Genomic DNA, 13,058 nt, shown 5'->3' on the forward strand with positions numbered 1-13,058 from the left:
GAAGGACACCGCGTGCCACTGCTGATCGTGACGGCGGTCGACGCCGAGGCCGCCGCCGTACGCCACGGGCTGACCGCGGCACCCGGTACGCCGCCGGAGGTGGTCGCCGTCGGTGTCGGTGCCGCAGTGGCGGCAGCCGCGACCAGCCGGCAACTGGCGCTCGCGGCCAGCGCCGGGCGGCCGTACCAGGGGGTGCTCTGCGCCGGGATCGGCGGCGGCTTCGTCGGCCGGATCGACCTGGGACAGACCACCGTCGCGACTCGCAGCGTCGCCGCCGACCTCGGCGCGCAGTCCCCGGACGGCTTCCTCAGCCTGGACGAACTCGGCTTCGGCAGCGCGGTCGCGGCCACCGACGGTCGGCTCACCGGCTGGCTGCGCGCTGCGCTGCCGCAGGCCGTACCCGGGACGGTGCTGACCGTCAACACCGTCACCGGCAGCGCCGCGACCGCCGCCGCTCTCGCCGACCGCTACCCGGACGCCACCGCCGAAGCCATGGAGGGTTTCGGGGTGGCCGCTGCGGCCCGGCTGTTCGGCCTGCCCTTCGCGGAGCTGCGGACCATCTCCAACCCGGTCGGCCCGCGCGACCGCGCCGCGTGGCGCATCCCACCGGCGCTGGCCGCGTTGACCGACGCCACCGCCGCGCTCACCCGCCGGTACGCCGACTACCGTGGCTGACGTGGCTCTGCACCTGGCGTTCTCCCCCTGCCCCAACGACACGTTCGTGTTCCACGCCCTGGTGCACGGCCAGGTGCCGGGCGCGCCACCGGTCACCGTCACCTACGCCGACGTGGACGTCACCAATACTGCCGCCGCGCGGGGCGAGTTCGACCTGGTGAAGGTCAGCTACGCGGCGTTGCCGTGGCTGCTCGACAAGTACGAACTGCTGCCCTGCGGTGGGGCGCTCGGCCGGGGCTGCGGCCCGCTGCTGCTCGCCGCGGGCGACCAGGCCGGCGATGCCCGAGCCGGCCGTGCCCTGGCCGCCGGTGACCTCACCGGGGCGACGGTCGCCGTACCCGGTGAACGGACCACCGCGTACCTGCTGTTGCGACTCTGGTCGGCGGACCGGCCGCCGGCCCGGATCGAGGTCGTGCCGTTCCACGAGATCATGCCCGGGGTCGCCGCCGGTCGCTACGACGCCGGCCTGGTGATCCACGAGGCCCGGTTCACCTACCCCCGGTACGGACTGACCGAGCTGGTCGACCTCGGCGCCTGGTGGGAAGCCGACACCGGACTGCCGATCCCGCTCGGGGCGATCCTGGCCCGCCGTGCGACGGTCGACGCGCGGCAGGCCGCCGACTGGGTACGCGACTCGGTCCGCCGGGCCTGGGCCGACCCGGCCGCCTCCCGGGACTACGTGCTGCGCCACGCCCAGGAGATGGAGCCGGAGGTGGTGGACCGGCACATCGGGCTGTACGTCAACGAGTTCACCGAGGACCTCGGCACCGACGGGCGGGCCGCGGTGACCGCCCTACTGGAACGGGCGGCAGCGCAGGGACTGACCCCGCCACTGCCGCCCGGCTGATCCGGCTACCGCCCGGCTCGCGCCCGGCTACCGCTCAGGTCTCCAGCTCGCGGGCGACCGCGTGCACCAACTGGGCGACCGTCTGCGCGGTCCGGCGGTCCGGGAACCGCCCCCGGCGCAGGTCCGGCTGGACCTTCGCCTCCAGCACCTTGATCATGTCCTCGACCAGCCCGTGCAGCTCCTCCGGTGGCCGGCGACGCAGCTCCGCGACGGACGGCGGTGCCTCGAGCAGCTTCACACCGAGCGCCTGGGCGCCGCGCCGGCTGTCGACCACGCCGAACTCCAGCCGTTGACCGGACTTGAGGTCGGTGACGCCGGCTGGCAGCGCTCCCTTCGGCAGGAACACGTCGCCGCCCTCGTCGCTGGTGACGAAGCCGTAACCCTTCCCTGCGTCGTACCACTTCACTCGACCCGTCGGCACCACTGACCTCGACTTCACTTGGGTGGATTTACCTCACCAGGCTAGCCGGAGCGGACCATCGAGCGCCGCTGGGAATCCGGTCAGGTCGTCGATGACCGCCGCCGCCCCGGCGGCCAGCAGATCCGCCGCCGGACAGGGCCCGGAGGCGACACCCAGGCCGGGGATGCCGGCGGTCCGCGCGGCCACCATGTCCGCGGTGTGATCACCCACATAGACCTGTACGTCGTGCTCCCGCAGGGCCGCCGCCTTGCCCTCGGCGAACAGGTCCCCGGCGAGCACGTCCACCGACAGCCCCAGGTGGTCCAGGTGCAGTTGGGCGAGCCGGCCGAGTTTGGAGGTGACCACCACCACCCGGCCGCCCCGGTCGTGGACCAGGTCGAGGGCGGCGACCGCGCCGGGCAACGGCAGCGACGGCGCGACCGCGTACCGGGGGTAGAGCGCCCGGAACTGCTCGACCGCGGCGTCGACCTGCTCGGGTGGGAACCACTGGCCGATCTCGTGACGCAGCGGCGGACCCAGCCGGGACACCGCGACGGCGGCGTCGACGTGCACCCCGGTCCGCGCGGTCAGCGCCCGGTAGGTCGCGGCGATCCCCGGCCGTGAGTCGATCAACGTCATGTCCAGGTCGAATCCGACCACCAGTGGCATCGCCCCGCTCCCCTCCCCAGGCAGGCGGCCATCGTCGCACGGGCCACTCGGCCCACTGCGGCACGGCCGGGGCCACGGCCGGCCGTCGGCGGGCTAGCGTGGAACGACGATGACCACCACACTTGCCGACCACCTGCGGTCCCGCTCCGACGCCGAGCTGGGTGACCTGCTACGGCTGCGTCCGGATCTGGTCGTACCGGCGCCGACCGACCTGGCGACACTGGCCGCCCGCGCGCAGTCGCGGATCTCCACCGCCCGTGCCCTCGACGACCTCGACGAGTTCACCCTGCGGATCCTCGACGCGGCGCGGCTGTCCCGGGATCCGTCCGACGGGGTCACCTCGGTCGACGCGGTGCTGGCGATGGCGGTCGCCCCAGGCGGCGCGGCCGACGCCGATCAGGTACGGCAGGCGCTGGACCGGCTGCTGGCCCGCTGCCTGCTCTACGGGCCGCCGACCGGGCTGCGGGTGGCCGGCGGAGTGGACGAGGCGGGTTCGCCGTACCCGGCGGGGTTGGGCCGACCCGCCGCGGAGCTGGACGACCGGGTGGCGCGGCGGTGCGCGGACCCGGCACAGCTGCGCCGTACCCTGCTCAGCGCCGCACCGCCGGCGCGGGCGGTGCTCGACCGGCTGGCCGCCGGGCCGCCGCTGGGCACCGTCGGGTCCGGCACCGGCGGCCCCGAGACCGGGCCCGGCCAGCCGGGTCCGGTGCGATGGCTCGTCGACGCCGGGCTGCTGGCCGTGGTCACCGACGTGCCGGCGGCCGAGCGCGGCCAGACCGTCGAGCTGCCCCGGGAGGTCGGGCTGCTGCTGCGCCGGGAAACCGGACCGCTCGGGGTGCTGCGCCCCGACCCGCCGCCGGTCACCGCCCCCGGTCGGCCGCCGAAGACCGTCGACGCGGCCGGCTCCGGTCAGGCCATGGAGTTCGTCCGGCACGCCGGAGACCTGTTGGAGGCGGTGGCGACGGAGCCGGTGCCGATGCTGCGCACCGGCGGCATCGGCGTACGCGAACTGCGGCGGCTGGCCCGCGTCGGGGGCATCAGCGAGCAGCTGGCCGGGCTGGTGATCGAGGTCGGGTACGCCGCCGGGCTGATCGGCGAGGTCGACGCCGCAGGTTCGGCCAACCGGGCCGCCGTCGACCAGCAGCTGCTGCCGACCACCGGCTACGACCTGTGGTGCGTCCGGCCACCGGCCCGCCGGTGGGAGCAGCTGGCGCAGGCGTGGCTGGCGATGACCCGCCGGCCCGGTCTGATCGGTGGCCGCGACGACCGGGACCGGGCGATCACCGCCCGGTCGCCGGCGGTGGAACGGGCCGGCGCGCCGACGGTACGCCGTACCGTGCTGGGGGTGCTCGCCGGGCTCGCGCCGGGGGCCGCGCCGACCGCCGACGACGTGCTGACCCTGCTCGCCTGGCAGGCGCCGCGCCGCAGCCGGGGCCGCGACGAGCTGCACCGCGAGGTGCTCGACGAGGCGGCCCAGCTGGGCGTCACCGCGCTCGGGGCGTTGACCGGGTACGGCCGGCTGCTGCTGCTCGCCGAGGATCCGTCGACCGGTCCGGCGGGCGGGGTGGACGACGACCCGCTCGGGGTTCGGTCGACCGAGCGGGAGCACCGGGGTGAGGCGTCTGCTGTGGAGCGGGCGTTGGCGGCGCTGCTGCCCGACCCGGTGGACCACTTCCTGGTCCAGGCCGACCTGACCGTGGTGGTGCCGGGCCCGCCGGATCCGTCGCTCGCCGCCGAGTTGGAGGTGGTGGCCGAGCCGGAGTCCACCGGGGCGGCGAGCGTGCACCGGGTCACTCCGGCCAGTGTCCGGCGTGCCCTGGACGCCGGCTGGTCCGCCGGCGATCTGCACGAGCTGTTCGCCCGCCGGTCCCGCACCCCGGTGCCGCAGGGGTTGACCTACCTGGTCGACGACACCGCCCGTACCCATGGTGGGCTGCGGGCCGGTTCGGCCGGCGGGTACCTGCGCAGCGACGACGAGGCGCTGCTGGCCGAGGTGCTGGCGGACCGCCGGCTCGGCGGGCTGGTGTTGCGGCGGCTGGCGCCGACGGTGCTGGTCAGCGCGGCGACGGCCGGCCGGTTGGTGGACGCGCTGCGGCAGGCCGGCTACGCGCCGACGGTGGAGGACGGTTCCGGGGCGGCGCTGCGGCGACCGCCCCGGGTACGCCGTGCGCCGGCACCGCATCCGGCGACGATGCGCCCGGTCGACCCGTTGGCGGCGCCGCCGTTGACCGGTCCCCGGATCGAGGCGCTGGTGGAGCAGTTGCGGCGCGGCGAGGCGGCGGTCCGGGCGGCGCGGCGGACCCCCGGGCCCGTCCGGGCGGCCAACGGACAGCCGGTCGACGGGCTGGCGGCGGTGCAGGCGCACGCGCAGGCCCTGGCCGTGCTGCAGCAGGCGGTACGGGACAAGTCGCTGGTCTGGGTTGGTTACGTGGACGCCCATGGGGCCGCCGCGTCACGGCTGGTCCGGCCGGTGTCGATCGGGGCCGGCTTCCTGCGGGCCGAGGACGAGCGGACCGAGACACTGCACACTTTCGCGTTGCAGCGGGTGACGGCCGCCGTGGTCCACGACTGACCCGGCAGCGACCGGAGTGCCGTGATCAGCTGCCGGTCAGCCGGGGCGGGGTCCGCCGTCGTGCCGGTGCCGGCGGGCGGCTTCGATCACCGACACGGCCAGCAGCAGCGTGAAGCCGGTGCCGAGGGCTTCGCCAACGGAGTCGACGAAGCCCTGGCGCAGGACCAGCCAGCCGAACAGGAACCAGCCGACGAGCAGGGTCGACGCGAACGCGTACCAGAAGAGGGTGGCCCGCGAGACCGGCCCGGGGTAGCTCCGGTCGGCCGGCCCTGGTCGATCCGCCTTGTCGTTGACCGTCATGACCGCCTCCCGGCCCGATCGTTACCGCCGCTGTCTCCAGACTGGCAGGTTGGAGCGGGATCGGACAGCAACCGGCGGTGGCCGACGTGTCCGAGGTCGGCTGCGTCGCACGGTGCCGGCGGGAGGTCCGGTGCCGGCGACCTCCGGTGCCGGTGCGGGCCGCGGCCCGCACCGGCACCGGGTGGCCTCAGTGGGTGAGCACGACCGTGGAGATGCTGCGCGCGCCGACGTTGACGGTGACCTGGTTACCGTTGACGCCGACCGACTGGCTGGCCGCGTTGGAGTACTGCGAGGTGAGGAGGTGCTCGGCCCGCGTGACGTTCTGCGGGGCCGCGACGACCGCACCGTTGACGGCGCTGTTCGACCGGTTGAGGATCACCAGGGTGGTCTTTCCACCGCCGGTGTAGGCGGTCACCTCCAGCGGTGACGCCTTGGAGCTCTTGGTCAGGGCGACCCGCTGGTAGCCGGGGCGCACGTACTTGGCGTACTGCGAGAAGGCGTACCCGCGCTTGAGTGGCGCCCCGGCCGTGGTACCGAAGGCCGACTCACCGTCGCCGATGAAGGAGTAGTACCGCTTGCCGTACCACCAGATGTAGGCGCTCCAGTTGGCCTCCATCGACCGGTGCACCGTACGCATGATGTCGTCGAGGGTCTCGTTCCAGACGGTCTGGTTGCTGGGGTTGCCCCAGATGTTGGAGCCGCTTCCGTCGGCCTCGTGGAGGTTCCACTCGGTCATCCACACCGGCTTGCCGTGCTGGTTGGCGAGGTTGTACGGCCCCAACCGGCCCGACGCCTCGGTGCCGTACAGATGGCCGCCGATGTAGCCGATGTTGTTGCGGGCGGTCGCGTCGTTGAGGGTCGGGTCGGTGTAGCTGTAGTTCAGGTTGACCGCCTCGGCGACCATCAGCCGGGTGTTCTGCACCCGCCACCCGTGGTCGCGGACGAAGTTGCGCAGCTCGGTGCCGTTCCAGTCCATCGAGTCGTAGCTCGGGTGCCAGTCCGGCTCGTTCTGCACCGAGGTGACGTCGACGGTCACGCCCTGGTTGCGCATGTACTGGACATAGCTGTTCAAATGGTTGGCGTAGTCGTCGTAGTAGTCGGTGCGCAGCTTGCCGCCGTTGATCCGGCTGTTGTTGGTCTTCCAGGCCGCCGGTGCCGTCCACGGTGACGCCAGGATCTTCACGTCCGAGCCGTACGACTTCGCCGTGCGCAGGGCGTTGACCTGGATCGGCCACTCGCCGGACTCCGGCGAGATGCCGGTCCGGATGATCGACAGGCCCAGCTGGTTGGGGCCCAGTCCGACCAGGGTCTGGGTCTCCGCCGTCGACCAGGTCCCGTTGCCCCAGATCCAGGTGGCGGCTCCGAATCCGTCGACCGTCTGGTACCTGGTGCCGGTGTTCACTGTGATGTCCGCCGGCCCGGTCGGCGGCGGCGTGGTCGGCGGCGCCGTCGTGGGCGGAGCGGTGGTCGGCGGAGCGGTGGTCGGCGGCGCCGTCGTGGGCGTGGTGCTGCCGGTGCAGGCCACGCCGTTCATCGTGAAGGCGGTCGGTACGGGGTTGCTGCCGGTCCACGAGCCGTTGAAGCCGAACGACGTCGTCCCGTTGGTCGGGATGGCACCGTTGTAGCTGACGTTTCTCGCGGTGACGGTCGCCCCACTCTGGGTGAGTGTGGTGTTCCAGGCCTGGGTGACGGTCTGCCCGGCACCGAAGCTCCAGTTCAGCGTCCAGCTCGTCACCGCGTCACCGAGATTGGTGATGGTGACGCTGGCACCGAACCCGCCCGGCCACGACGACGACACCGCGTAGTTCACCGAGCAGCCAGCGGCGGCCGAGGCCGGCACGGCTGCGGCGACGGCCGCCGAGGCCAGCAGCACGGCACCGGTGGACACGATGGCGGCGTTGGTTTTCAGTCTTCCCATCTGCGTGTCCTCATCCTGTCCAGGCTCAGCTGGCCGTGCAGCTGGGTGTCGGGATGGAGCCGTTTCCGGTGGCCTGGAAGCCGAACTCGGTCGACTGGCCGGCGGCGACCCGGCCGTTGTAGTCCACGTTGGTCCAGTCCACCGCACCGGTGTTGCCGCTGCGGTTGGCGTTCCAGGAGCCGGTGACCGTGGCTCCGGAGGGCACCGTCAGCCGGACCCGCCAACCGTTGATCGCCGAGGAGCCGGCGGTGACCCGGACGGTCGCCACGAACCCGCCGTTCCAGGAGTTGAGCGACACGCTGGCCGAGCAACCGCCGCCCGACGGCGGCGGGGTGGTGACCGGCGGCGGCGCCGTGGTCGGCGGCGGCGGGTTGTTGCCGCCGGCGTTGAGGGCATTGAGAACGGCGTCGTAGGCAGGCTTCTTGTTGCCGTTGCCGTCGAACAGCAGCGGGTTCGCCCCGGTCCGCCAGGAGTCGGGGTCGAGCACGCCCCAGACGGTGATGCCGGTGCACCGGGCCACCGCCAGGCAGGCGCGGGTCACCTGGCCGTACATGTTGGCCTGGTTGGCGCCCTGCTGGATGTCGAGCTCGGTGATCTGTACGTCGACGCCGAGGTCGGCGAAGCGTTGGATGTTCTGCTGGTAGGTGGGATCGAGGGTGGTGCCCAGGTGCGACTGCAGGCCGACGCAGTCGATCGGCACCCCTCGGGCCTTGAAGTCGCGGACCATGTTGTAGATCGCGGTCGACTTGGCGTTGATCCCGTCGGTGTTGTAGTCGTTGTAGCAGAGTTTGGCGCCGGGGTCGGCGGCCCGGGCGGTGCGGAAGGCGACCTCGATCCAGTCGTTACCGGTGCGCTGCAGGTTGGAGTCGCGCCGGGCACCGCTGCCACCGTCGGCGAACGCCTCGTTGACCACGTCCCAGGAGTGGATCTGGCCGCGCCAGTGTCCGGCGACCCGGTTGATGTGGTTGATCATGGCGTTACGCAGCGCGGTGCCGGACATGTTCTCCGCCCAGGCGGGTTGCTGGGCGTGCCAGACCAGCGTGTGGCCGCGGACCGTCATCCCACGGGCGCGGGCGTGCGCGATGAGCTGGTCGCCGGCGGTGAAGTTGAACTGGTTCTGGTTGGGTTCGGTGTGGTACCACTTCATCTCGTTCTCGGCCACGATGGAGTTGAACTCGCGATTGAGGACCGTGGCGTGCGGTTGGCGGTTCAGCATGAACGAGTTGGTGGCGGCGCCGAAGTAGCGGCCGGACTGGGCCGCCGCCGCGCCGAGCGTCGTCGCCGCGTTGGCCGACGTCGAGATGGCCACCGCCATTCCGGCGGCCAGCACCATCGTGGCGGAGACCGCGACGATGGCACGGATTCTTCTGGTCCTTCTCATTCCCTTGCCTTTCGTGAAGGGTGCGGTGTGGTGCGGTATTTTCACGGCGTACTCAGTTCGAACCGTCGGACGGTGACGGCGCCACCGAGCGCCTGCGTCGCATAATTGAAGATCCCGAACCGGTAGCCCATGAAGAACTGCCACTCGTTGTTCAACGTGAACGCCGGCCCGAAGCTCACGAAATTCACCCCGTCCGTGCTGTACGAAAACCGCGCCTGCCGCCCCGCACCCGGCCGAATATCGGCATTCGCCCGCAACCAGACCCGACCACCGGACACCAGCGCACTCGCCACCTCGACCCCGGTGCCAGTCGTGTTCCAATTGGAGTCCATCGTCAACCCGTTCGTCACCACCACCCGGGTCGACCCGCCGTCACGACGCACCCCGATCCACGCCGACGACTGCCGCAACATCGCCAACCCCGACCGGTCACCATCCCGCATCGCCGAATAATCCAACTCCACCGTCGCCGTCGACGTCGGCCCCGCAATCCGATGCGTCAACGTGTTCCGCGCACTATAGAGATCGTTCGTCACCGTCGCCGTGGACAACCGCAACCCGTCGTTCACCGACCACCGCGAATCATCCGGATTGTGGTTCCACTCCCACTGCGGCCCCAACACCGTCCCCGCGAACGTCTCCACCCCCGTCAACGGCTTCACCGCACGCGGCGGCGCCGGCAGGTTCGGCCGCGGATAGTTCACCCCCCACGCACCATTGACCGTCTGCACCTGCGGCCACCCGTCACCCGTCCACGAGATCGGCGCCAACGCCGGCATCCGCCCACCCGGATACGCGTCCACGAACGCCATGTAGTACCAGTCACCGTTCTGCGTCTGCACCACACCACCCTGATGCGGCACCCCACCACCCGAGATCGGCCCCCGCATGTCCAACAACACCTGCCGCATCTCGTACGGCCCGAACGGCCCCGACGTCGACCGCAACACGTACTGACCGTTCGCCGGCCGCGTCAACCAGATGTAGTACGCCCCGTTACGCTTGAAGAACCGCGCCCCCTCCAACGTCCCCACACTCGACGGCGTCTGGAACACCTGCTGCGCCCGCACCTGCGACCGACCATCCGCCGACAACTGCGCCACACTGATCGTCCCGTTCCCGTACGCCACGTACGGCGTGTCGTCGTCATCGAACAACAACCCCGCGTCGTAGTAACACGGCAACGTCGCATGCTTCGTCCACGGCCCCTCCACCGACCGCGACGTGTACATGTGCGTCTGACTGAAATCGATACAACCCGCCCAGTAGTACGTCCCGTTGCTCCGCCGGTAATTCAACGTCGACGCCCAGATCCCCCGCACATAACCCCGCTGCGCCCCCGACAGGTCGTACTTCGTCCCGAACTCCAACCTCGGCACCGCATGACCCGCGAACTCCCAGTTCACCAGATCGTACGACCGCAGAATCGGCGCACCCGGCGAATAATGCATCGTCGACGCCGTCATGTAATACGTGTCATCGACCCGGATCACCTCCACATCCGCGAAGTCCTGCCACACCACCGGATTCGTGTACGGCCCGGTCTGCGGCGGTGGTGTCGTCGGCGGTGGGGTGGTGGGCGCCGGGGTGGTCGGTCCGGGGGTGGTGGGCCCCGGGGTGACCGGGGCACCGGTGCAGGTCACGCCGTTGAGCGCGAAGCTGGTCGGCACCGGGTTGGTGCTGGTCCACGCTCCGTTGAAGCCGAAGTTGACGCTGCCGCCGGTGGGGACGCTGCCGTTGTACGCGGCGTTGGTGACGGTGACCTGGTTTCCGGACTGCGCCACCGCGCCGTTCCACAGTTGGCTGATCGTCTGGCCGGCGGCGAACGACCAGGTCAGTCGCCATCCGTTCAGCGGATCGCCGAGGTTGTCGATGACCACGTTGGCGCCGAAGCCGCCCTGCCACTGGTTCGTCACGGTGTAGGTGACCTTGCAGCCGACCGCCGCCTGGGCGGAGACCGCTGTGATGACGCCTGCCGCGCTGACGGCGGCGACCGCCGTCGCAGCGGTCAGGAGCCGGAGACCTGAGCGTTGCACTGCCGTTCATCTCCTCGCGGGATCGGTGAGGTGCGGGACCGGCACCCCGACGGTCGCCGCCGGATCCGGTGGTGCGGTCCGGTGCTGCCGGCGATGCGCACCGGCGATACGGACGGGCACGCCGGGTCGCCCGTCGGTGGCGGATCGACGGTCGAGGTGACAGGTGGGGCCAGAGGCGACAGTGCTGGCGGGTCACCGGCGTGCACACGGGTGGACACGCAGGTGAACCGTCAGCGGGACGGAGGTGTCTGCCGTCGGGCCCGGATCGACGGCGGGCGTCCGACACTGCGGCCCGGAAAGGCGGCGTCTGACGCTGCTGGTGCCGACTCCACCGGGTCACGGGGGCCTCGACGGAGTCACGGAGCGTGCCCTGCGCTCTCGAACAGGAGCATAGTTGTGATCGCTAACAACCACAAGGGATCGAGCAGTGACAATCGCTCAGCGCGCTGCTGAAACGGTTCAGTCAGGGAAGAATCCTGCTTGTGGGCATTTGCCTGACGACCCAGCCACGCCCACCGCGAACACCAAATGTTGACGATAACAGCGAATCCACGAACCGTTTCGACGACGAACAGCGACCCGCCCGCCACCAGATACGGTGACGGGCGGGTCGCCCGGTAGGGCGGGTGACTTCGGTCCCAGCCTGGCTGGTCAGCCGTCCTTGCGCTGGCTGAGCACCCACTTCAGGATGCTGCGGTCGGCGTACGTCGGACCGTAGGCGGCGTGGTAGTCCGGGATCGAGAACGACTCGTTGTCGTACTCGGTGTAGCGCAACAGGTCGGCGATCTCCTGTTCGGTCTTGCCGTCCTCGGTGTACGCGGCGGTCAGCGCCGCCCGGGAGTTGCGCGCCAGCGAGATGTTGAGCAGGTGGTCGTTGACCCCGTGGGTGATGTAGACCGGGATCTCAGCCTCGGCGATCGCGGCGGCCTGGGTCGCGTTGACCTGGAAGCCGCCGGTGATCAGGCCGGCCGCCCACAGGTCGGACCGCTTGGCGAAGGCCTCCCACGCCAACTGCGAGCCGTAGGAGACGGTCGTGGCGTAGACCCGGCTGGTGTCGACGCTGTGGTCGGCGATGAACTGGTCGATCAGCTTGACCAGCAGATCGGCCTCGGCGACGGCACCGACCCGCTGGTTCTGCGGGGCCAGCACGATGACGTCCTCGTCGCTGCCGGTCCAGCTGCGCTGCAGCCAGGCCACGGCCGGGATGTCCGCCGCGATCTGCACGCCGGTGTTGACCCCGTCCCAGCCCATGCCGTGGCCGGGCAGGACCACCATCAGCGGGTACTTCCTGGCCGGGTCGTAGTCCGCCGGCAGGTGGTAGTGGTACGGCAGCACCATGCCGCCGCTGAGGAAGGCGTCGTAGGCGAACTCGTCGACGAGCAGGTTCACCGGCTCGTTGGTCATCGCACGGACCCGGTTCGGGGTGCCGGGGGCGAGCATCGGCCCACCGTTGCCCAGGGCCCGTACCGGCTTGCGCTGGGTCAGCGTGGTCGGCAGCTCCGGGTTGACCTTGACCGTGCACAGGAACGTCGGGCACTTGGAGACGATCACCGTCCACCCGCCGACGTCGGCCGGGTCCAGCTCGATGATGACGTACCTGCCGTTGACGGACTGCTTGTCGTGCCGGGTGTGTGCCCGGCTGTTGGTGTAGACGTCGGTGATGGTCCGGTCGGCCATCTTCGACAGGTCGTCGATCGGGTTGAACCGGAAGTTGTACACCGTGTCGGAGACGGTGAAGGACTTCAGGTCGACCGATGCGGGGTCGACGTTGGCGCTGTACTCGACGGCGACCGCGGAGACCCGCTGGCCGTACGTGTAGACCTCGGTGATCGGGGTGATGCTCTGGATCCCGGTGACGACGCTCGCGTTGCCGCCGCCCTGAGCGTATGCCGCTCCGGCGCTGGTCAGCACTGCGGCCGTAGCCAGCAGCGCGACCGCTCTCCTGCTGAAGGTCACTGCGTCCGTTCCTTTCCGCGCATGCGCGTGTGCCCAGCCAGGCCACCACCGGGTCGACACCGGAGGCGAAGGGGGTTGGCCCGAAGACCCCTGAGCTGGTCGTAGATCGACGCTAAACTGATTTAGCTCGGAGCATGCTCGCCATGATCAGCCGCTGTCAAGACACCGGCTGGAAATCGGCTGGAAATACGAACGATGCCGGTGGGACGGCTGATACCGCATCAGACGACCCCCGCAAGCACGACGAAACGCCGGGTGGAGCGGATCCGTGGTACGGATCCGCCCCACCCGGCGCGCCGGTCAA

General features: G+C 70.9%; 10 protein-coding genes. 3 read left to right on the forward strand and 7 right to left on the reverse strand.

Annotated features, from left to right (window positions below):
* Positions 1-12 precede the first annotated feature (12 nt).
* Both O7623_RS17880 and O7623_RS17885 read left to right on the forward strand, forming a co-directional pair.
* A complete protein-coding gene (locus O7623_RS17880) occupies positions 13-675 on the forward strand; it encodes a futalosine hydrolase (protein ID WP_282224169.1) in 663 nt (220 codons plus the stop codon).
* A 1-nt stretch (position 676) separates the two neighbouring features.
* Complete coding sequence (locus tag O7623_RS17885; protein WP_282224170.1) at positions 677-1,522, forward strand: 1,4-dihydroxy-6-naphthoate synthase; 846 nt, start codon at positions 677-679, stop codon at positions 1,520-1,522.
* Between the two features lie 34 nt (positions 1,523-1,556).
* On the opposite strand, the gene O7623_RS17890 is transcribed toward O7623_RS17885, so the two are convergent.
* Together O7623_RS17890 and O7623_RS17895 are read right to left on the reverse strand one after the other, a co-directional pair.
* Positions 1,557-1,943 carry a cold shock domain-containing protein gene (locus O7623_RS17890; protein WP_282224171.1) on the reverse strand — a complete coding sequence of 129 codons (387 nt, stop codon included), beginning with the start codon at positions 1,941-1,943 and terminating at the stop codon, positions 1,557-1,559.
* A gap of 33 nt (positions 1,944-1,976) precedes the next feature.
* A complete protein-coding gene (locus O7623_RS17895) occupies positions 1,977-2,591 on the reverse strand; it encodes an HAD family hydrolase (RefSeq protein ID WP_282224172.1) in 615 nt (204 codons plus the stop codon).
* A gap of 109 nt (positions 2,592-2,700) precedes the next feature.
* Between O7623_RS17895 and O7623_RS17900 the strand changes: the two genes are divergently transcribed.
* Entirely contained in the window at positions 2,701-5,163 is a 2,463-nt protein-coding gene (locus O7623_RS17900) for a helicase-associated domain-containing protein (RefSeq protein WP_282224173.1), read from the forward strand.
* A gap of 36 nt (positions 5,164-5,199) precedes the next feature.
* Here the strand turns inward: O7623_RS17900 and O7623_RS17905 are convergent, their stop codons facing one another.
* The 5 genes from O7623_RS17905 to O7623_RS17925 form a co-directional block, all read right to left on the reverse strand.
* Positions 5,200-5,463 carry a hypothetical protein gene (locus O7623_RS17905; protein WP_282224174.1) on the reverse strand — a complete coding sequence of 88 codons (264 nt, stop codon included), beginning with the start codon at positions 5,461-5,463 and terminating at the stop codon, positions 5,200-5,202.
* Between the two features lie 187 nt (positions 5,464-5,650).
* Positions 5,651-7,381: a cellulose binding domain-containing protein gene (locus tag O7623_RS17910; protein WP_282224175.1), complete on the reverse strand. Its 1,731-nt coding sequence runs from the start codon at positions 7,379-7,381 to the stop codon at positions 5,651-5,653.
* A gap of 25 nt (positions 7,382-7,406) precedes the next feature.
* Positions 7,407-8,762 carry an endo-1,4-beta-xylanase gene (locus O7623_RS17915; RefSeq protein WP_282224176.1) on the reverse strand — a complete coding sequence of 452 codons (1,356 nt, stop codon included), beginning with the start codon at positions 8,760-8,762 and terminating at the stop codon, positions 7,407-7,409.
* 41 nt (positions 8,763-8,803) lie between these two features.
* Positions 8,804-10,798, reverse strand: coding sequence for a family 43 glycosylhydrolase (locus O7623_RS17920; RefSeq protein WP_282224177.1), 1,995 nt, complete (start codon positions 10,796-10,798; stop codon positions 8,804-8,806).
* A 651-nt stretch (positions 10,799-11,449) separates the two neighbouring features.
* Positions 11,450-12,754, reverse strand: coding sequence for a hypothetical protein (locus O7623_RS17925; protein WP_282224178.1), 1,305 nt, complete (start codon positions 12,752-12,754; stop codon positions 11,450-11,452).
* Positions 12,755-13,058: the final 304 nt, after the last annotated feature.

The sequence above is a fragment of the Solwaraspora sp. WMMD791 genome, assembly GCF_029581195.1.
Taxonomy (GTDB): Bacteria; Actinomycetota; Actinomycetes; order Mycobacteriales; family Micromonosporaceae; genus Micromonospora_E.

Bases quoted from the DNA above. Each gene is read 5' to 3' on its own strand.
- O7623_RS17895 (WP_282224172.1), bottom strand. From the start codon at position 2,591: ATGCCACTGGTGGTCGGATTCGACCTGGACATGACGTTGATCGACTCA.
- O7623_RS17900 (WP_282224173.1), top strand. From the start codon at position 2,701: ATGACCACCACACTTGCCGACCACCTGCGGTCCCGCTCCGACGCCGAG.
- O7623_RS17905 (WP_282224174.1), bottom strand. From the start codon at position 5,463: ATGACGGTCAACGACAAGGCGGATCGACCAGGGCCGGCCGACCGGAGC.
- O7623_RS17910 (WP_282224175.1), bottom strand. From the start codon at position 7,381: ATGGGAAGACTGAAAACCAACGCCGCCATCGTGTCCACCGGTGCCGTG.
- O7623_RS17915 (WP_282224176.1), bottom strand. From the start codon at position 8,762: ATGAGAAGGACCAGAAGAATCCGTGCCATCGTCGCGGTCTCCGCCACG.